At 68.0% G+C, this 20146-nt stretch carries 17 protein-coding genes and 2 pseudogenes; 10 read left to right on the top strand and 9 right to left on the bottom strand.

Going from position 1 to position 20146, the window contains the following annotated elements; all coding sequences use genetic code 11:
• Window positions 1-41 precede the first annotated feature (41 nt).
• The 3 genes from ACY34H_RS28250 to ACY34H_RS28240 all read left to right on the top strand — a co-directional run bounded on the left by ACY34H_RS28250 (window position 42) and on the right by ACY34H_RS28240 (window position 1744).
• Window positions 42-344 carry an ArsR/SmtB family transcription factor gene (locus tag ACY34H_RS28250; protein ID WP_464979490.1) on the top strand — a complete coding sequence of 101 codons (303 nt, stop codon included), beginning with the start codon at window positions 42-44 and terminating at the stop codon, window positions 342-344.
• Window positions 345-406: 62 nt separating this feature from the next.
• Window positions 407-1402, top strand: coding sequence for a zinc-dependent alcohol dehydrogenase family protein (locus ACY34H_RS28245; protein WP_464979489.1), 996 nt, complete (start codon window positions 407-409; stop codon window positions 1400-1402).
• Between the two features lie 21 nt (window positions 1403-1423).
• Entirely contained in the window at window positions 1424-1744 is a 321-nt protein-coding gene (locus ACY34H_RS28240) for an antibiotic biosynthesis monooxygenase family protein (RefSeq protein WP_464979488.1), read from the top strand.
• 187 nt (window positions 1745-1931) lie between these two features.
• Here ACY34H_RS28240 and ACY34H_RS28235 read toward each other — a convergent pair.
• The 6 genes and pseudogenes from ACY34H_RS28235 to ACY34H_RS28210 form a co-directional block, all read right to left on the bottom strand.
• Window positions 1932-2132: pseudogene (locus ACY34H_RS28235) on the bottom strand (IS1595 family transposase); the annotation flags it as partial.
• A gap of 308 nt (window positions 2133-2440) precedes the next feature.
• Window positions 2441-3316 (bottom strand): alpha/beta fold hydrolase, encoded by an 876-nt coding sequence (locus ACY34H_RS28230; RefSeq protein WP_464980744.1) that lies wholly within the window; start codon window positions 3314-3316, stop codon window positions 2441-2443.
• 76 nt (window positions 3317-3392) lie between these two features.
• Window positions 3393-5006, bottom strand: coding sequence for a GMC family oxidoreductase (locus ACY34H_RS28225; protein WP_464980743.1), 1614 nt, complete (start codon window positions 5004-5006; stop codon window positions 3393-3395).
• A gap of 165 nt (window positions 5007-5171) precedes the next feature.
• Window positions 5172-6146, bottom strand: coding sequence for a LysR family transcriptional regulator (locus tag ACY34H_RS28220; RefSeq protein ID WP_464980742.1), 975 nt, complete (start codon window positions 6144-6146; stop codon window positions 5172-5174).
• A 73-nt stretch (window positions 6147-6219) separates the two neighbouring features.
• A pseudogene (locus ACY34H_RS28215) lies at window positions 6220-6553 on the bottom strand (SDR family oxidoreductase); the annotation flags it as partial.
• A 151-nt stretch (window positions 6554-6704) separates the two neighbouring features.
• On the bottom strand, window positions 6705-7478 hold the full coding sequence (locus ACY34H_RS28210) for an alpha/beta fold hydrolase (RefSeq protein WP_464980741.1): 774 nt from the start codon (window positions 7476-7478) through the stop codon (window positions 6705-6707).
• Window positions 7479-7732: 254 nt separating this feature from the next.
• Here ACY34H_RS28210 and ACY34H_RS28205 point away from each other — a divergent pair, with 254 nt between their 5' ends.
• Both ACY34H_RS28205 and ACY34H_RS28200 read left to right on the top strand, forming a co-directional pair.
• The gene (locus tag ACY34H_RS28205; RefSeq protein ID WP_464980740.1) at window positions 7733-8689 is read left to right on the top strand and encodes a hypothetical protein; all 957 of its coding nucleotides are present in this window, start codon (window positions 7733-7735) and stop codon (window positions 8687-8689) included.
• Window positions 8690-8758: 69 nt separating this feature from the next.
• Entirely contained in the window at window positions 8759-9853 is a 1095-nt protein-coding gene (locus tag ACY34H_RS28200; protein WP_464980739.1) for a GAF domain-containing protein, read from the top strand.
• 279 nt (window positions 9854-10132) lie between these two features.
• Here ACY34H_RS28200 and ACY34H_RS28195 read toward each other — a convergent pair whose 3' ends face one another.
• Window positions 10133-10915 (bottom strand): alpha/beta fold hydrolase, encoded by a 783-nt coding sequence (locus ACY34H_RS28195; protein ID WP_464980746.1) that lies wholly within the window; start codon window positions 10913-10915, stop codon window positions 10133-10135.
• 661 nt (window positions 10916-11576) lie between these two features.
• Between ACY34H_RS28195 and ACY34H_RS28190 the strand changes: the two genes are divergently transcribed.
• From ACY34H_RS28190 to ACY34H_RS28170, 5 genes are all read left to right on the top strand, one after another.
• The gene (locus tag ACY34H_RS28190; protein ID WP_464980738.1) at window positions 11577-12281 is read left to right on the top strand and encodes an RNA polymerase sigma factor; all 705 of its coding nucleotides are present in this window, start codon (window positions 11577-11579) and stop codon (window positions 12279-12281) included.
• Between the two features lie 30 nt (window positions 12282-12311).
• Window positions 12312-12707 (top strand): DoxX family protein, encoded by a 396-nt coding sequence (locus ACY34H_RS28185; protein WP_464980737.1) that lies wholly within the window; start codon window positions 12312-12314, stop codon window positions 12705-12707.
• A gap of 99 nt (window positions 12708-12806) precedes the next feature.
• Window positions 12807-13709, top strand: a complete 903-nt coding sequence (locus ACY34H_RS28180) for a hypothetical protein (protein WP_464980736.1) — start codon at window positions 12807-12809, stop codon at window positions 13707-13709.
• Between the two features lies 1 nt (window position 13710).
• Window positions 13711-14592: a Tll0287-like domain-containing protein gene (locus ACY34H_RS28175; protein ID WP_464980735.1), complete on the top strand. Its 882-nt coding sequence runs from the start codon at window positions 13711-13713 to the stop codon at window positions 14590-14592.
• Complete coding sequence (locus tag ACY34H_RS28170; protein WP_464980734.1) at window positions 14585-16021, top strand: serine/threonine-protein kinase; 1437 nt, start codon at window positions 14585-14587, stop codon at window positions 16019-16021. The genes ACY34H_RS28175 and ACY34H_RS28170 overlap by 8 nt, the downstream gene beginning before the upstream one ends.
• On the opposite strand, the gene tagF is transcribed toward ACY34H_RS28170, so the two are convergent.
• Window positions 16002-16712 (bottom strand): type VI secretion system-associated protein TagF, encoded by a 711-nt coding sequence (tagF, locus tag ACY34H_RS28165; RefSeq protein ID WP_464980733.1) that lies wholly within the window; start codon window positions 16710-16712, stop codon window positions 16002-16004. The two genes, ACY34H_RS28170 and tagF, sit on opposite strands and share 20 nt — an antisense overlap.
• Window positions 16694-20140, bottom strand: coding sequence for a type VI secretion system membrane subunit TssM (tssM, locus tag ACY34H_RS28160; RefSeq protein WP_464980732.1), 3447 nt, complete (start codon window positions 20138-20140; stop codon window positions 16694-16696). Before tssM ends, tagF begins: the two co-directional genes overlap by 19 nt.
• Between the last annotated feature and the right edge of the window lie 6 nt (window positions 20141-20146).

The following is a 20146-nucleotide window of genomic DNA, read 5'->3' as shown; positions in this document are numbered from 1 at the left end:
AATAGCTTGACATATCGCGAAATCTCGATATACTCCAACGCATGGACTTACTCGAAATATTCAAGGCCCTCTCCAACCGTACCCGCCTCGACATCCTGAGACGGTTGAAGGATCCCGTGAACGGCTTCCCCCCGCAGGACGAAGGGGACGTTCATACGGTCGGTGTCTGCGTGAGCAGTATCCAGGAGGGTGTTGGATTGTCGCAGTCGACAGTCTCTGACTATCTCGCAACTCTGCAAAGAGCTGGCTTGATTGAAGTACGGCGCATCGGTCAGTGGACCTACTACAAGCGTAACGAAGAAGCCATCAGTGCCCTGGCCGAACGCATCGGCAAAGACCTGTAAATTTTTTTGCTTGTATACATCGGAATTTCCCGATATCCCTTTTTGACGAAATGAGGACGACAATGAAAGCGATGACACTTACCAGTTTTGGCGGCCCGGATGCATTCGAACTTCGCGACGTGCCCAGGCCGGTTCCCGGAGCAGGACAGGTTCTCGTCCGGGTCCACGCCACTTCCATCAATCCGCTGGATTACCAGGTGCGCCGCGGCGACTACCAGGACCACGTTCCCCTTCCGGCGATTACCGGACACGACGTTTCGGGTGTGGTCGAGGAAATCGGCGCAGGAGTGACGGCATTTGTTCCGGGCGACGAGGTCTGGTACACGCCACAGATTTTCGATGGTCCGGGAAGCTATGCGGAGTACCACGTCGCAGCGGAAAACATCATCGGGAAGAAGCCTGCTTCGCTCAGCCATGTGGAAGCGGCAAGCCTGACCCTGGTCGGCGGAACGGCATGGGAAGCGCTGGTCGTGCGTGCGCAGCTGCGCGTCGGCGAAAGCATCCTCGTGCATGGCGGCGCGGGTGGCGTGGGCCATGTGGCGATCCAGGTGGCCAAGGCCATCGGTGCAAGGGTCTTCACGACCGCCCGTGCCGACCAGGCCGACTTCGTGCGCAGCCTGGGCGCCGATGTCGTCATCGACTACGCGAATGAAGATTACGTCGACGTCGTCATGCGTGAAACCGCCGGCCGGGGCGTCGACGTGGTCTTCGACACGATCGGTGGAGATACCCTCGCCCGCAGTCCTGACGCGCTTGCCCAGCTCGGCCGGGTGGTTTCCATCGTCGATACCGCGAAGCCGCAAAACCTGATCCAGGCCTGGGGCAAGAACGCGAGTTATCACTTCGTCTTCACACGGCAGAATCGCGGCAAGCTCGACGAACTGAGCGCCCTGGTGGAACGTGGCCAACTGCGTCCCCACGTCGGCGCTGTCTATTCGCTGGCCGACATTCCACGCGCGCATGCCCGCCTGGAAAGCCGGGATAACGGCTTGCGTGGAAAGGTCGCCATCGAGGTGGTCCCGGCAGCGGATTCGAGCACTCCGCTGGTCAACGCATAAGCACTGTCGAAGGAGCACATCATGATTTACGAAATTGCTGCGCTACCGGTCAAACCCGATCGGATCGATTCCTTCAAACGCGCGTTCGACGAGGTCGTTCATCTGCTGTCGCGCGCGAAGGGTTATCGAGGCCATCGGCTGATGCAAGGGATCGAGACGCCATCGCATTTCAACCTCATCGTGCGATGGCAAACGCTCGAGGACCATACGCAGGGATTCGAACCGAGCAGCGACCACCAGGCATTCATGGCGGGCCTGGAGGGGTATCTGGCCGCTGACCCGGTTGTCCACCATGTTCGCGCGGAGGATTCGGCAGACGACATCGATATTCTTGCGCAATGAGGTATTGACCGGGATGCGGCTGCGGTCCTGGTCACTCTTCCAGTGACTATGTGCGTCCGCCATGCAGCCGGGATGAGAGCCGTCATCCTGCGGAAGGTCCGGCCATAAGGCACTGGGTCTGCAAACCGGTACCTTCTGCGAATTTTTTGGCGCTGTCACCCGAACCTGTGGAAGTTTCGCCAGGTCATCAAGAAGAAGCGCTATTGCCCCGCAGCGCGGCGATCAGGCAGTCTGCCGGACCCATCCAGCGCCGCCCGTCGAGGCCATGGCGCCAGCCCAGGTAGTTCGGCGGGTATTTGCTCGCCACGCCGTTGAAGCGCGACAACCAGCCGTGGAAGCGGCTGTGATAGCCGTTCACGTGTTGCAGGTGGATAGCGCCGCGGGTGCGCACTCCCGCGCGCAGATTGACGGCTTCATGCAGGATGCCGGCGCGGCGCGCGAACGTGCGGTAAGCGGCAGCGCTGTCCGACACCAGCAAGACATCGGCGGCCAGTACCGGCGGCAGGTGGTGCGCCAGCTGGCGCGCCGTGAGCGGGCCGCGGCCGCAGACGAAATCCCGGGCTTTCACGGTCGCGTGCTACCAGGATCCAGTCGAGTTCGTTGGAGATGCCGCGCCGCCTGGCCTTGCCGCCACGCCGGCGCGCCGGCCGGTCCATTGGTTCCGTTCACCCCACGGGCTTGGGTGACAGCGCCATCCTAATCCGGGCGATCAAGAAATTCGAGCAATGCCGCGTTGAATCCGGCCGGATCCTGCCACGGCGCGAAATGGCTTACATCGTCCAGCACGATCAGGCGTGCGCTGGGCAGTGCGGCGGCCACGTATTCGGCATGGCGCATCGTGATGAATTCATCGTGGTCGGCGGCCACGACGGCGACGCGTGGACCACGAATCGACGCCAGCTGCGCATCGCTGTGGTCCGGCTCCTTCCCCTGCATCGCATCGACCGCGTTGCTCAACCTGGCGAACGCCTGCGGATCGGGTGCCACGGCCTGGTAATTGGCCATCAGACGAGGGCCGACCAGCGCCAGTACCGGCGATTCGACGGGCGCAACGAGATGGCGCCGGTTCACGTTGATCCCGAACGCGAACAGCCGGCTGACGCGTCGCGGCTGCTGTTGCGCCACCGCCAGGCCGACGATGGCGCCGTCGCTCCAGCCGGCCAGCGCCGTCCGGCGCAGGCGTAGCCGGTCCATCACGGCGACGACATCCTGCGCCATCAGCGCATACGACAGGCCGCGGTCGCCCAGTGTGCTGCGGCCATGGCCGCGGCTGTCGATGAGGATGACCCGATGTCCGCCGGCCACAAGGGCGGCGATCTGGTGTCCCCATGTCAGACTGCTGGCGCGGCCGCCGTGCAGCAGGATCACCGGGTCCCCCGCTCCCACCATGCCATACCAGATCCGCGCCCCCGCGTGTTCCACATGGCCCTGGTGCGACAGCGCGGGCAACGGCGGCACCTCCGGCAGCGTTTCATGGCGCGGCGTCGCCGGACTGGCGGTGGCGATGGTGACGACGGCGGCGATGATGATGCCGGACAGTGCGGCGGCCACGAACGAGACGAGGTATTTCATGACTTCCTTTGCTTGAGCAGCGCCACCGCCGCGATCGGCGGTGGCCTCGGGACGATGGAGATGCCGGCGTGCGCCGTCAGATGCCGTACTTCGCCTTGATGGACTCCGCCGCGCGCTCGCCGATGATGACGCAAGGCGCCATCGTGTTCCCGGTGGTGATGCGCGGCATGATCGACGCATCGGCGATGCGCAGGCCGTCGATGCCATACACTTCCAGGTTGCCATTGACCACCGACATCGCATCGCGCCCCATCTTGGCCGTGCACGACTGGTGCCAGTAGGTGACCGCGCCGTCGCGCAGGTAGCGCTCCATGTCTTCCCGGTTCAGCTTGCCCGGCATGGCTTCCCGTGTCACCAGGCTGCGGAACGCATCGGCATTGCCGAGGTCGCGGCACATCTGCACGCTGGCCAGCGCCGCCGTGATGTCGTCCGGGTCGGACAAGGTGTTGGCGCGGATAATCATCGCATCGCCGGCGTCGGGGCCGGAGAGCAGCAACTGGCCGCGGCTCTTCGGGTGTGCCAGGCCGGCGAACATCGTCCAGCCATGCAGCGGCGTGCCGCGCGCCGCGTTCTCGGCACTCGGCACGGGAAACTCGACCTGGCAGTGCAGCATGTCGGGCGCGTCGAGCGAGGCGTCGCTCTTCCAGTACAGCGTCGCCTCCGAACCGCCATTGCCCACCTCCTGGGGCTCGGCATATTCCCAGATGCAGCCGAACGACACGTGGTCCTGGTGGTTCTGGCCGACACCCGGCAGGTGCTGGCGAACGCCGATGCCATGCCGCTGCAGCTCACGCTCCGGCCCGATACCCGACTGCATCAGCACCTTCGGTGTGTTGACGGCGCCCAGCGACAGCACCACTTCCCGCGACGCGTGGAAGGTCTTCGACCGGCCGTCGTGAATGACGTCGACGCCCGTCACGCGCCTGCCCTCGAAGGTCAGCTTCGACACCAGTGCGCCGGTTAGTACCGTCAGGTTCGGCTGGGCCATGCGCGGGTACGTGTACGAACGGAAGATCGACAGGCGCTTGCCGTCGCGGATGCGCAGGTCGTTGATCGCCGCGCCGCCGTCGCCTTCCATCATCGCGCCGTTAGGGCTGTCGAAAGTCGGTACGCCGAGCGAGCGGGCCGCTTCCAGCATCAGCGTCGCGGCAGGCTTGGGGTCGCGTGCCGGCGCCACATACACCGGGCCACCCTTGCCCCGATAGGCCGGGTCGGCCGGGCCGTGCCAGTCCTCGATGCGGCGGTAGATGTTCAGTACGGACTCGTAGTTCCACGCGGCGTCGCCCGCCTCGGCGGCGAAATGATTCCAGTCGGCGCGGTGGCCGCGCGCCCACAGCATCACGTTGATGCTGGAACCGCCGCCCAGCACCTTGCCCATGTTCATCGGAATGGCGCGGCCGCCCAGGTGTTCGTTCGGCTCGGCCATGAAGCCCCAGTCCCGTTCCGAGCCCAGGTTCAGCGGCCACTGGGCCGGCTCGATCACGCTGTCGACTTCGTCGCTGCCGCCCGCCTCGAGGAGCAGTACCCGCACTTCGGGATTTTCAGCCAGCCGCGCCGCCACGACGGAACCTGCGGAGCCGGCGCCGCAGACGATGAAGTCGAAGCGCGTGTTCTGCGAGGTGGAGAGATGGGCCTGATTAGCGCGGACGGCTGCCGCGAGTTCGCGTTCGGTGGTGTTGGTATCGGTCATTTTTCGTACTCTTCAGTGAATTGACAGCGCCGCGATCCCGGTGAGTGTGCGGCGTACTCTTGCTTGGACATCAAGCAGATATTGCCGATTATACCGATTTTTCCGATTCTATCAATTTGAATTTTGGATGGCTGCCAATCCACCGCGTGGATACCTGCGCCGGTATCAGGCCGATACCAGGCCGGAAACGGCCCTCGGGCTGTCGGCCATGGCCGCCTGCACCTGCGTGCGCAGCCAGTCCAGGCCGGGGTCGTCATCGGCACTGGGATGCCAGGCCATGCACAGGGTGTATGCCAGGAAGGGGAAGGCCAGGCCGGCGACGTCGACGGACGGCGGCAGCGACGGGGCCAGGAAGGCGGGAATCGTGCAGACCAGGTTGCTCATGGCAACGATTGCGCCGACAGCGCTGAAGTCGCGCACCGCCAGCAGCGTATGGCGCATGTGGCCCAGCCGGTACAACTGCTCGTCCAGCGCACCGTGCAGGCTGCCGTCGGGCGATACATTGATATGTTGCAGGGACCGGTATTCGTCAAGCGTCACTGCGGAGCTGCCGCGGGCATGGCCATGGCGCTGCACCAGCACATAGGGCGTCGTCAACAGTTCGCAACTCAGCAGGCCCGGCGGCAGCTGGCAGGCCGCGCCGACGCACAGGTCCACTTCCCCTCGCTCCAGGCTGCTTGCCAGTTCCCGCCTGTCCGACGCGGCCATGGCCAGGCGCAGGTGGCGGTTGCCCTGGCCATGCACCTGCCGGGCCAGGCCGGGAAGGATCGCCATCGTGCTCGTGTTGTTGGCGGCGATGGTGAAGGTGCGCACCGCTTCGGCGGGGTCGAATTCCTCCGTCCTGGGCCGTACTGCCATTGTCAGCGCCGCCAACGCCGGCTGCAGCCGGCGCTGCAGCATCAGCGCGAACGGCGACGGCGCCAGGCCGCGCCCGCTCTCGGCCGGTACCAGCAACTGGTCGCCGAACAGCGCGCGCAGGCGTGACAGCTGCGCCGACAGCGCAGGCTGGCTGAGATTCAGGCGCGCCGCGGCGCGCGTCACGTTGCATTCCTCCAGCAGCACGTTCAGCGAGATCAGCAGCGGCAGGTCAGCCCCCCGCAGCGGCGCAGCGGCGCGTGGAAAGTTCAGTAGCCTGTTCATGGGTCGTCGTCCATCGTTCGTGTTTCGGAAAAAGTGGCGCGCCGGCAGCGCCGCGCCTGGTCCGGCATGCGGGTCACACCGTAGGAATCGTGCCGCCATCGATCACCAGTTCCGCGCCATGGATCGACGCGGCCAGTGGCGACAGCAGGAACGCGACCAGTTCTGCCACCTCTTCCGGCTTGCCGGGCCAGCCGATCGGAACGCCGCCCAGCTAATCCATCAGCTCGCGGCGCGCGTCCTTCCTCGGTACCTTCGCGATGCGAGGCCATGCGCTGGATGAATGCCTGTGTTGCGGTGGTCTCGATGAAGCCCGGCGCGACGCTGTTGACGCGGATGCCGCGCGGACCGCGTTCGTTCGCCAGCGACTTGCTGTTGTTGCTGAGCGCGGCATGGGCGGCGGCATAGGCCCAATGCCAGCCCCACGGCCTTCAGCATGGGCGTGCGTGCGCTGGAGGCCAGGCATGGCGTGACGCTATTTACCCGCAACACCCGCAGCGTGCTGCTGGCCAATGCCAGGGCGGCCTGCTGTCGGTGCCGAAACCGGCGGCATGACCGGCCTTACTTCGTGGCCGCCACCGCGTCGAGGATCACGGCCGCCACTTCGGCAGGCCGGGACTGCTGCGGCACATGGCTGGCCGCCAGTTCTGTCGTCTTCGCGCCGATCTTCTTCGCCATCGCACGCAGCAGGCCCGGATCGATCATGCGGTCCTTGCCGCTGACGATGAACCACGACGGGCGGGTTTTCCATGCGGCGACGGTGACCTTCTCGCCGAATGCCTTGGACTGGATCGGACCCTGGGTTGCCGTCATCAGTGCCGCCTGCGTCGCGGGCACGTCCTGCGCAAAGTCTTCGCGCATCGCGGCTTCCGGCAGGCTGAGGAACCCTTCCCGGTCGGCCACGAAGCGCTTGCTGCCCGGCGCGGCGGGGAATCCTTCGCCCGTTTCAGCGGTCGACTTGCCGGCGTCCGGCGCGAACGCCGCCACGTACACCAGGCTCGCCACCTTGTCATGCTGCCCTGCTTCCGTGATCACCGTGCCGCCCCACGAATGGCCCACCAGCACCACCTTGCCGGGCTGGCTGTCGATCGCGCGGCGCGCCGCCGCGGCATCGTCGGCCAGCGACGTCAGCGGGTTCTGCACCGCGGTGACCCTGATGCCCTTGGCCTGCAGCAACGGAATGACCTTGGCCCAGTCGGAACCGTCCGCGAAGGCGCCGTGCACGATGACCACCGACGGCTTGGCGGCAGCGGATTCCGCGGCGCCGGCATGGAAACCGGTGGCGGCCAGGGTCGCGGCGACGGCCAGCGTGCGCAGGCGGGAAACGATAGTCATGAATTTCTCCTTTGTGTTGTCGTGGTGGACCGGCATCGAAGCGGCCGCCCCTGGCCGATACCTGTCGTTGGTGATGAGGCATGTAAATCCACCGCATCCTTCATATACGCCGGCAAACGGAAAGCGGATGCGGCGTGCGCGTGATTTTTTCGGCCGGCTGCCGGGCCTGCATCCATCCTGCGCGCCGCGGCGTATCTCACAGCATGCCCGTCGCCGTCATCCGGCGAATCATCCCAATGGAAGAGAAAACAGCCATGCGAACAAAATTCCTGGCATGCGTGGTCAATATCGGCCTCGCCCTGCACGGCCTGCCGGCCCAGGCAATCGACGCCCCGCCCGCCCGGCCGGCGCTGGCCAGCCGGGTCGCGCCGCCGGAACCGGAGGTGATCGAGCGCTTCGCGCAAGCCGGCATGCGCGACGTGCGGCAGCACGACGTGACACCCGCCGAGCGCCTGCGCATCGAGAAGGCGCTGGCATCGCTGCCGGCGCTGCATCGGCTCGTGCTGGAAAAACGGCTGCGCCGCCTCAGTTTCGTCGACGGCATCCCCGGCAGCGGCTCGGGCCTGTTCTCGATGGTCCCCGGCACCAGCCAGTTCGACATCACCCTGCGCGCCAGCCTGCTCGGCGAGTCGCTGACCGGCTTCCTGACGGCGAAGGAGCGGCGTCTTTTCGTGCCCGACGATTCCGGGCTGGTCGTGACCATGGAAGGCAGCGGCACTGATGCGCTGACCTACGTGCTGCTGCACGAAGCCAGCCACGCCGTCGACAAGGCGTTGCGCCTGACGGGCGACCGTGCCAGTCCGTTCGTCGAGGGGATCTGGAGCGACGACCGCACGCTGGCGCCGCCGCTGGCGGCCTCCGCGGCGACTCGCACGCCGTTCCGCCGTGCCGACCCGCTGCCAATGGCGCGTGCCAGGGCAGTCTATGACGCGCTGTCGCGCACTCCATTCGTCAGCCTGTACGCCACGGCGACAGCGGCCGAAGACTTCGCGGAACTTGTCGCCTGGCGGCACATTTCCACCCTGCACGGCGGCAGGCTGGCGATCAGCCTGCGCGACGGCAGCGGTACCGAGGTGGGCCGGTTCGAGCCGCTGGACACGCCCGCGGTCATCGCTCGCATGGCCCATGTCGACGCACTGCTGCGGAGCGCGGCCACGCAGCACGGCCGCGCCGGCCTGCTGCGCCTGCTGGAAACGAGCGGCGGCGGTTGACGCCGGCGCGAGGTGTTTCCGGCGCCCACCGCGCCTTTCCAAACCAGGCCATCGGATATACTGCCGTCCATGAACAGTTCCATCATCACCACGGCACAGGCAGCGAAAATCCTCGGCGTGTCGGCACGCACGGCGCAACTGTGGATCGAAAGCGGCGTGATCCCGTCATGGAAAACGCCCGGCGGCCATCGGCGCATGTATGAGACCGACGTGCTGGCGACACTGGAACAGGGCCACGACATCAAGCAGGCTGGCTGGGAAGTACTGGTTCTGGCCCCGGAGCGCCATCACGCAAGCTGGACCAATGCCTTCGCCGCGATGAATGTCGCCGGCCTCACCTGCCTCGACAACCCGGTGGCCGCCGCGGTCACGCTCGGCACGACCTTGCCGGACATGCTGGTGGTCCACGTGGAAACGGTTGAAGACCTGCTGCCCGGCTTCCTCTCGGCGCTGCACCAGGTGCCCGTGCTGAACCGGCTGCGGATCGTCATCGCGACGTCGCTGCCGGCCGCACAGATCGCTGCCTTGCTGGGCCCCGGCCTGCGCTACAAGGTGCTCGGGCTGCACGGCGTGGCGGACGGGCTGGCCGGCGAATTGGCCAGGCTTTCGCCGCTGAAGCCCGGCGTGCCGGCGCCGTTGCCGCCGGCCCTGCTCGACGCCCCGTTTCCGGTCGGCCCCAATGAATCCAGGCGCCTGGCGGCGGTGCACCGTTCGGGCCTGCTGTACAGCGCGCAGGATGAAACGCTGGACAATATCGCCCAGCTTGCGGCGCTGAGCCTGTCGATGCCCGTTGCGCTGATCAGCATCATCAGCGAGGACAAGCAGTGGTTCAAGGCCAAGGTAGGGCTCGACCTGAGCGAAACGCCGCGTCATTGGGCCTTCTGCAATTACACGCTGCTGCAAGGCGGCGTGCAGGAAGTGTTCGAACTCGACCAGGACCCCCGCTTCGCCGACAACCCCGCGGTCGCGGACGCGCCACATTTCCGCTTCTACGCCGGCGCGCCGATCACGGACGACATGGGCTTCGCACTGGGCTCGCTGTGCGTGATCGACACGGAGCCGCGCCAGCTGGGCGACGACGGCAGGCAGATCCTCGATCGCCTGGCCCGCCAGGCATCGCATGAAATCAGCCGCGCAATCCAGGCGACGGTGCGGCGCAAGTAACACGACTGGCCCCCGCTTCCCGCCCCGGCGTCCGATCAGCCGTTTCGCCAGGCACCCGTACGCAGATTCGAATGGCGGCCGGCCATGCGCCGTTCCGCGACAGTCCCTGGGCGTTCAATGCGCCGCTGGCGAACTTCCTCGTCGACACGGACCGTCCTGCCAGCGGGAAGGTGCTGGCGACTCCGGCATGCATCGGAAGACCCGGCACTGGACTGCTGACCACTATCGGGGCGGGCGGTCTTCTCCCGCGCCGCCCCGGCATTGCATCGCGTGCGCGCATCAGCGCTCGTCCAGCAGGAACTTCAGCAGGATGCGGTTGACCGCGGTCGGGTTTTCCAGGTTCGAAATGTGACCGGCGTCCGCCACGGTCGTCATCGGACAGTCGATGATGTTCGCCATCGCGATGGATTCCGCGACGGGGCGCGGCATGTCGTACTGCCCGGCCACCACCAGCGTGCGGTCGGCGTCCAGCCGGTGCAGCCGCGCCAGGCGGTCCGGCCGGCCGAAGATGATGCGGCCCAGCGGCACGATGCTCTCCGATAGCTGGTCGGCGGAGAACCTGGCCAGCGCGTCGCTGAAGTTCCGGTACAGCGCCGATTGCCGGTCGATCGATCGGCGGAAGAACATCGGCACGATCACTTCCAGCAGTTCCGGTGACACCGTCCGCTCCTGTTCGATCCTGGCGAGCATGCCCATGTATTGCAGGCGCGACGCTTCCGGCTCTTCGCCAAGGAAGGTATCCATCAGCACGAGCTTGCGCACGCGGAGCGGATGGCGCTGCGCCAGCGCTTCGGCCCACATGCCGCCCACCGACAGCCCGACGACATGGCATGCATCGATCGACAGGGTATCGAGCAGTGCCCTGTAATGCTCGGCCAGGTCCTCGATTGCCTGCGTCCCGGCGGGCGGCGCCTCGGACATCCCGTGCCCCCACAGGTCCGGCACGATGACGCGGAAGTGACGTGACAGCAGGTCGATCTGCGGCAGCCACTGCGCGGCATTCCACAAATAGCTGTGCCCCAGCAGCACGGGAAACCCCTTGCCCGTATCGAGGTAAGCCATGGCTTTCCCGCCGATCGTCGCGTGGTGATACGAGGCCGGCGAGTGCAAATCGCCGGCGAATGCCAATGGATTGAAGTCGTTCATCGAATTCCTTGTCTGGTGGTGATTGATCTGGAGCGGCGTGTCGACTCGCGACGGCTCGTCGCCAAGGTTCCCGCGCGGGAAAGCCCGTCTCTTCCGAAACCGGGACATTCCCTTCGCTTTATTTACGACCACAGCAATCCGTTGGACGCATCGCACGCGATTCGAACCGGTCAATGTCTGCAGCTTTCGTCGCAGAGCCAGCGCCACCACCCGCATTGCTGAAAAACCTTGCAAAAAAGCTTTTAAATTTCGATAGATTCGATATAATCGACAGAATCGGAATCTGTAGCGAGGATCGGTCCGACAGCATGAATTTCTCGAAGGCAAAAATTACGGGAAGGTGCTGCCGAGCACAGGCAGTCACCCCGATGCGTGTAATTAACTGACTGAAGATTTCTTTAGCATGTCGGCAATCTTAAATTCTCAAAGACAATTAATAGCGCCGTCAAATACTTACCGTCTCAACCACGCGGGTGATGATCCAAACGATTATCTCGCCTGCATCAACCTCAATAATGGCGAGGCATATGAATAATCGATTGGATAACGGGTGTGCATCTGCGGCACGATTCGCGCCATGAATATGATGACCGACCGCAGGACTCTTCTTGCCGAGCTGCTCGTGGCGAGCGGTGCCGGCGACGAGCGCGCTTTTACCCGGCTCCATGCGCTCACCCACCAATACCTGTACCACGTCGCCTTGCGACTGCTGGGCACCCCATCGTGCGCGGAGGAAGTGCTGCAGGATGCCTACGTCAATATCTGGACGCATGCGCAACGCTTCCGCCCCGGCGAGGGCAGTCCGATGACGTGGCTGATCGCCATCGTCCGCAACGGCGCGCTGTCGCAGCTGCGCAGCCGCCGGATCGAGCAGCAGCGCACCGAAGCTGCCGCGGAAGCGGCCTGGCTCGCCGAGCTTGTGATGGAAGACGGCGACATGTCCGACCCGATCCGGCAGGCGTTCCATGCCACGCTGCGCCAGCGTCTGCCCGCCGCGCTGGCCGGGCTGGAGCCGGCACAGCGCCAGAGCATCGCGCTGACGTTTGGCCAGGGGATGCCGCATGCCGAATTGTCGGCGCACATGAACGCGCCGCTCGGCACCGTCAAGAGCTGGCTGCGTCGCGGCATGGCGCGCCTGCGCGAAACGCTGGTGCAGGTACCGGCCGCCATGCCGGAGCCGCCCCTGACAGGCGGACGAAGGGACCGGGCGCCGCCGCCTCCGGACATCGCCGGCGAAGCGCCGCGCCGCCGGCGCGAGCTGGGCGACCCGCAGTTTTCCTGACCCATTTCATTATTTCCCGAAAGGCATCACATGCAACACCTGACTCCCGCCATCGGCCGGCTGCTGCTGGCCACCATCTTCATTCTCAGCGGCCTGCACAAGATCGCCACGCCGGAAGCCACGACCGCCGCGATCGAATCGGTCGGCCTGCCCTTCCCCGCCGTGGGGCTGGTGGTGGCCATCGCCATCACGCTGGGCGGCGGCCTGCTGCTGGCCTTCGGTTTCCGGACCCGCGCCGCGGCGGCCAGCCTCGCCGTCTTCACGCTGGTCGCCGGCTTTCTGTTCCACGGCGCCACCGACGATCCGGACCAGATGATTCACCTGCTGAAGAACCTCGCGCTGGCGGGCGGCCTGTTGCAGGTGCTCGCCTTCGGCGCCGGAGCATGGAGCATCGACCAGCGCCTGGCCCGCGCCAGGGCAGCCTGACGCGGCAGCCGACACGCGGGCAGCGATCCGCGCCGCGGCTGCATCCGGAAGCGTTTGCCGCGCGTACATGGTGTGTGAGTCAACCACCAGGCATCGCTTATGTCCCTGCTCCATCCATTTCGCGGCGCCCGGCGCCGGCTGACCAGCGCCATCGCGGGCTGCGCGCTGGCGGCGACGTTGCTGCTGCCTGCCGCGCCGTCGCTTGCGCAGCAGGCCGTCGTCTCGTTTGCCGAACAGCCGCTGCGCCTGATCCGCAAGACCACCGTGTACCAGGCGTCTTCCGGCGTCCGGCTGCAGGCCGGCGACATCGTCGAGTCCATCGCGCAGCCGGCGCAGATCGAATGGCCGAATGGCGCGCGGCTGGCGCTGGGCCCGGCGAGCAGCGTACTGGTACGGAACGCAACGGGTCTGCCGGGCGCGAGCCTGCTGCGCGGCTGGGCCAAGTTCGCCACCACCGCGCCGGCCGGGGGCCAGCTGTCATTCGAAGCGGGCACTCTGCGCTTGCAGGCCCGGGGCGCCAGCGGCATCGTGCACCTGACGGCGGACCGTACCGCGCTGCTGGTCGAGAGCGGTACCGTCGTGGCGGCCGACAAGGCGGCGGGCAGCGCGCCGGCATCGATCCGCAGCGGGCAGTACGCCGTGCGGCAGGCAGCCGGGCCGCTCGCCGGACCTCTCCAGACTGCGCCGCGCCCTCCGCGCCTGTTCATCGGCCAGATGCCGCGCCCTTTCCTGGATCCGCTCGTCGCGGTGGCCGCACTGGCACCGGACTCCAGCGCCACGGCGGAGCGCGAAATCGCCGCCGCCGATATTGCGGCGTGGCGCGATGCCGGCGCCGACATGCGCCAGCGCCTGGCCAGCCAGTTCGCCGTGCGGCTGGCCGACGGCACGTTCCGCGCGGAAGCCGAAAGCCTGCTCGACAATCAACCGGAATGGCGCGCGGCGATGCGCCGCCGCGACATCACCCGCAGCCGCACCGCGACGCCGCTCAACCACCTGTTCTGACATGAAAATCCAATCGATTGCCGCCAGGTTCAACCTGGTCTTCCTCGCCGTCTCCATCGCCGGGTTCTGCGCCGCCGGCTTCGTCACGAACGACATGCTGGTGGCCAATGCCCGGGAAGAAACGCTGCAGCACGCGCGCCTGCTGCTGCAGGCGTCGGATGCGGCCGGCAAATACGCCAGCGCGCATGTCACGCCGCTGCTGGAGAACCGGCTCAAGTTCGAATTCCTGCCGGAGGCCGTGCCCACCTTCGCCGCGATCGAGCACCTGAACCAGCTGCTGAAGGCGTATCCCGATTACACCTACAAGCAGGCCACGCTGAATCCCACGAACCCGCGCAACCGTGCCGCGGACTGGGAAGTCCCGCTGGTGAACCGGCTGCGCGGCGAACTAGGGACGGCGGAGCTGGTCGGCGAACGGGCCGGCCCGTCCGGCGCGGCGCTGTACGTGGCGCGTCCAATCCGCATCCGCGACAGCGCCTGCCTGGCGTGCCACGGCACGCCGGCCGACGCGCCCGACACGATGCTCGACATCTATGGCCGCGAGAACGGCTTCGGCTGGAAACTGGGCGAAACCGTCGGCGCGCAGATCGTCTCGGTGCCGATGGCCGTGCCGTTGCAGCGCGCCCGCACATTGCTGCACACGTCGCTGTGGTCGCTGCTGGCGATCTTCGGGTTCCTGTTCGTGACGCTGAACGTGATGGTGCACGTGTTCGTTACCCAACGCCTGCGCAAGCTGTCGCGCGTGGCCGACGACGTCAGCCTGGGCCGCGCCGGCGCAGCCGCCATCGATACCCGCGGCAGCGATGAGCTGGCCGGGCTGGCGCGCGCGTTCGAGCGGATGCGCACCAGCCTGGGCAGTGCGATGAAAATGCTCGATGAATGAGCTGGCCGGCTTGCCGCGCCAGATCGGCAAGTACCGTCTCAACGCCATCCTGGGCCGGGGCGCGATGGGCGTGGTCTACCGTGCCTTCGATCCGCTGATCGAGCGCACGCTGGCGTTGAAGACCGTGCACCGCGCCGTGGCGGACCCGGAGCAGGCGCAGGAGATGCTGCAGCGCTTTCGCAAGGAGGCGCAGGCCGCAGGCCGGCTGATGCATCCAAATATCGTCGCGGTCCACGAATATGGCGAGACCGACGACATTGCCTACATCGCGATGGAATTCGTCGACGGCTGCCCGTTGTCGGACCTGGTGGCCGGCGCGCCGCTGCCGCTGGCGCAAGTCACGGCGTGGATGGGCGACCTGCTTGCCGCGCTGGGCTACGCCCACGCGCGCGGCGTGGTGCACCGCGATGTCAAGCCGGCCAATCTGCTGGTGACGGCCGACGGCCGCATCAAGGTCGGCGATTTCGGCATCGCCCGCATCGAGTCCTCGACGCTGACGCAGACCGGCGCCATGCTCGGAACGCCGAGCTACATGTCGCCCGAGCAGTTCCGCGGCGATACCGTGGATGGCCGCAGCGACCTGTTCTCGGCGGCCGTCGTGCTGTACCAGCTGCTGACGGGCCAGCGCCCGTTCTCCGGCTCGGCCGCCACCGTGATGCAGCAGGTGCTCACGCAGACGCCGCCGCCACCTTCGCACTGGAACGCCGCGCTCGGCGCCGGCATCGACACCGTGGTGATGCGCGCGCTGTCAAGGGAACCGGCCGCGCGCTTCGCCGTCGCCGCCGACTTTGCGCAAGCGCTGCACGATGCGGCGCGCGATGGCGCTGCGGCGGCCCTGCCCGTGCATGCAGACGTCGGCGACAGCGACGCCACCGTGCTGCGGGCCGGCACCCCCGCCATGGCGGCCCGCCTGTCCGCCGTACCCGCCGCGCGGGAAACGACGGCCGATCTGACCGGTTGGAAGATGGCGGCACTGCCACGGCTCGAAGCCTTGCTGGCCGCGCAGATCGGGCCGCTGGCCAGCCTGCTGCTGCGCCGGCTGGCGGCCAACGCGCCGGACTTCGGTGCGCTGTGCGAACGCCTGCTGCCGCACATCCCGTCGCCGGCGGCACGCGCCGCCTTCGCGGCCGAACTGGCGGCGCTGGAAAAGACCCTCGATGCGGCGCAGCGCACTGGCGGCGGCACGCAGCCCGGCGCCATGGTGCAGCTGGATGACACGCAGCCGCCCGGCGCCGATTTCGGCGCGGCGGTGACAGCGCTGCTGGCCGAGGAAATCGGCCCGATCGCGCGAATCGTCGTCAAGCGCGCCCTGCTTCGTGCGACCGGCCGGCTCGCGCTGCTCGACCTGGTCGCGCAGCAGATCGACGCGCCAGCGGCGCGCTCCCGCTTCCTCGAACAGGCACGCGCCCTCACTGGCCAGGTGCCATAGCGCCCGGCGTTGCGCCCAACATCGCGCCGAACTGGCCGGCAGGCGGCAGGCCGGCACTGATCAGCAGTGCCGGCGCCATGTGCGGCGTCCCTTCCGTCCAGAACACCGCCCGCCCGGCCAGCCCGGAAACCGGCAGCAGGCGCGCCAGCGCCGCCGCGGCTGCCTGTCCGGCATCGAGCGTGACCCAGGCCGCTTTTGGCTCCGGTCCCGGCTCCGGTCCCGCCACTTGTATCATGGCGGGGGGCGCCAGGGCCGCCAGCGCGGCGGCCAGGTCGGCCAGAGGGAGCGCGCCGCGCATCGCCTCCACGCCCAGTCCCGCCAGAGAGTCGAACCATGCCGCGCCGGCGCCTACCAGTTCGTGCAGCGCGGTGCCGTCGTCGAGCGTCGCCCCGACGGTCAGCGGAAAATGGCGCCCAACCCGGTCGACGCTTGGCACCACGACGCCGGCGACCGCAGCGCGGCCGCACAACCCGGAGGCCAGCGCGAAACGCCATACCGGCGCATGCAGGTACAGCCCGATCCAGTCCTCCCCAAGCCGGGTGCGGCTGTCTCGCATCCCTTGCTGCAGCCACGTATCCCATGGCTGCACGAATTCCGGCGGCAGGCCGCGCAGCGTGAAGTCGCCAAGGCTGGCGACCTTGCCGTACCAGCCGATGTCGCCGACGCCGGCCGTCACAGGCCTTGCGGGCACGCGAACTGCGTCGCATCGCGCCGGAAGGGATTGATCACGCTGCCGGCCGTCAACTCGTAGGCGGCCTTGCGGGCATCGATGCCGAACTCCAGCCGAAAACGCTCCGCCTGCATGACATCGAGCGTGGCGCGATCGATCAGGCGCAGCCAGGCCCACAGGCCCTCGGTACGCACTTCGGCGCCATTCGCCGGTACCGCAGCGAGCCGCGATTGGCCGCCTCCGCTGCCAGGGACCGCGAGGGACACCGTGCGCCCGGCCTGGCCGCGGGTGGCCGGCACCTGCTGGCCATCGATTTCCAGCATCAGCGACGTGATGCCGGGATCCAGCGGCAGCGGCCGCAACGTAAACCGCAGTGACGGCGCCGCGCCGCCGGCAGCAAAGAACATGTCGCGCAGCCTCGCGCCGCGCTGGAACGCGTCCAGCGCAGCCTGCGAGACGCGGGCCGGCCCGGCCGTCGCGCGCCAGCGCCAGCGCGGCCCGCCGCGGTCCACGAATGGCGCCAGTTCCTGCACGAAGAAGCCATCCAGCATGCCGCCCGGCGCGAAGAATCTGGCGAAGTCGTCAGGCGTGACATCGCGCAGGCTGCCGCGGTCCAGCGGATAGCGGCCGCCGATCGCCGCACGGCAGAACTGCCCCGGGCCGCCTTCCCACAACGCCGCCAGCCTCTCGCGCTCGCCGCCCTGCGCCAGGCCATTGCCTGCCTCGGCGATGCCTTGCAGGATCGCCGGCAACGGCGCGGCCCGCCCTTCGCCGGCCCGCTTCAGCTGCAGCAGCGCGCCGGGCGCCGGCGCCGGGGCTCCGCTGCGCCGCGCGATGGCGGCCGAGTCGAAGTACTGCGCGGCATCCCTGACCAATGCCAGCGCCTGGTCGAGCGGTGTCGGCGCCGGGCCGGCGACCAGCCGGTGCAGCGGTGCGAAGTGCTGGTCGACCGGATGCGGCGCCGCCCCATCGGCCTTGCGGCCCGCGGCGCCAGCGTCGATCGCGCCCAGCGCCGTTTCGCGTGCCGCCCGGGAAAGCAGTGCCCGCAACGGCGACCCGTCACCGCCCAGCGCGTTGCCGACCCGCGCCGCGCTGTCGAAGTCGGCCAGCGGTACCGGCCGCAGGTCGGCCAGGAACCCGTCCCAGGCGCGGACATAGTCCTCGTGGTAACGCTGCAGCACCGCCGCGCGGACAGCACCCGCATCGGCTTCGCCCGCCGCGCCCTGCTGGCGGTCCAGTACCCAGTTGTCGCGCGCGATCGCGGCGCCGGCCTGCGCATGCAGCGCCAGGAAGCGACGGTAACCCGCAACGCTGTACACGCCGCTCACGCCTGTCGACAGCGATGCGCCGCTGGCACGCGCCAGTACACCGGAACCGTCGCGCCCCAGCACGCCATTGACGGAAAACACCGGCAACCGCTCACGTTCCAGCTGATGCGTCATGCGGCTGTACAGGCGCTCGGCAAGCGGCATGTCGGCCAGCACGCGCCGCGCCTGCGCCACCAGCGGGCCATCGAGCTGCACCGGGTCAGGCGCGCTGTCGTCCTCCAGCAGTGCGGCCAGATGGGCGTGCAGCTGGCGCGGGCCACTCCCCTGCGGCAGGCGCTGGCGCCACTCCGCTTCGACCCACGCCTGCACGGCGGCCGCATCGAAGTGCTGACGCTGGCCGAGCATCAGGTACGCGCGCAGGGTTTCGTACAGCAGGTCCTGGTCGCCCGCCGCGCCGCCGCGCAGCATGTCCTCCATGCGCGCGACGATGCGCGGCAGCAGCACGCTGCGCAGCAGGCGCCGGTACGCCGCCACGGCGCCGTCGCCGAGCTTCTCGCCCTGGTACAGGCTCATGCGGTCGAGCACCGGTACGGCGCGCTCTCGTTCGGCATCGCCGGCTGGCAGCGCACGCGCCGCATCCAGCAGCGGCAGCATGGCCAGCTCGTCGCCGTCCAGGGGCATCGCGGCGATCTGCCGAGCCAGCGCATCGGTGGCCGCGCCGGCGCGCTCCACCAGCCTGTCATTGCGCAGGTAACTGGTGCACAATGCCGCACCAAGCAGGAACGCCAGCGCCGCCGCACCCGCCAGCAGCGCTGTGCCGGCCATCCGCCGCCGGCGTGCCGCCCGGGCATTCAGGCCGGCCAGACCCGCTTCGCAGAACACCACCTCGCGCAGCAGGCGCGTCAGGAAGAAACTGCGGCCGCTGTCCGGTGCCGGCGGCAGTGCCCGGTTGCCGAGACCGAACGATCCCGCCAGCGATGCCATCACGCGGTCGATCACCGTGCCGTGCTGGGTGCCGCTGGTGAAATACACGCCGCGCAGCAGCGCCGGCTGCTCGAAGCGGTTACCGGTGAAGACGAGTTGCAGGAAATTCTCCAGCGCGCCTTCGAGGGCGGCGAACTGCTGCGGAAAGCCGTGGATCAGCGCGCGGCGCGCCAGGTCGCGCTCCTGCTGCAGCCGTTCCAGCAGGCGCTCCTGCAGTCGCTGCGCGAGCGCGCGAAATTCGGTGGCGAATGCGCCCAGTGCCTGGTCAGGCATGCCATCAGCGGCCAGCGGAAACGTCATGCCCCATACCTGCGCGCGCTCTTCGCGGCCGAGCGGCGCGAAAAACTCGCCGAAGCCCGCCAGCAGGTCGCTCTTCGTCACCATCACATACACGGGAAATGCCATGCCGAGGCGTTCCTGCAGCTCCTGGATGCGCATGCGGATCGCCCGTGCCTGGGCTTCCAGCCCCGCCTGGCCCTGCTGAAGCAGGTCGGCCACGCTGATGGCCACGATCACGCCGTTGATCGGCCGGCGCGGCCGGTATTTCTTCAGCAGCGCCAGGAAGCCGTTCCACGCGGCGCGATCCACGCCGGCCTGGCTGTCCTGGGTCGTGTAGCGGCCTGCCGTGTCGAGCATGACCGCTTCGTCGGTGAACCACCAGTCACAGTGGCGCGTGCCACCGATGCCGCCGACCGCATCCGGCCCCAGCGCCTCGGCCAGCGGGAAACGCAGGCCGGACCGGGTCAGCGCCGTCGTCTTGCCGCTGCCGGGCGCGCCGACGAACACATACCAGGGCAGTTCGTACAGGTATCGCCGGCGCATGCGCCAGCCCGGATTGGCAGAACGCAGCACGGCGAGCGCTTCGCGCATGCGCCGGCCCAGCGCTTCCAGGTCCGCCGCGGCCGCACCGGCCCCGCTCCGGGGTGGTGGGTTCGCCGGTGCCGCCACGCCATCGGCCAGCGCGTCGTGGCGGCGCCGCGCCAGCCATGCGCGGCACGCGATCCAGCCGGCGGCCAGCAGCGCCAGCGCCGCCATCAGCAGCCAGCGACTGGCGGCCGATGCGAACGGCGCCCGTCCACCGACCTGGAGGAACGGCGCCTCGAACCACACGAGGCAGGCCAGCAGGACGGGCAACAGGACAAGGCCAGGCGCCAGCATCGATGGCTTGCCCGGCAAATGGGATATGAATCGGTTCATGTCGTT

The sequence above is a fragment of the Pseudoduganella sp. jia 9 genome (genome assembly GCF_055502615.1).
This window is presented reverse-complemented; position numbering and strand designations above follow the sequence as displayed.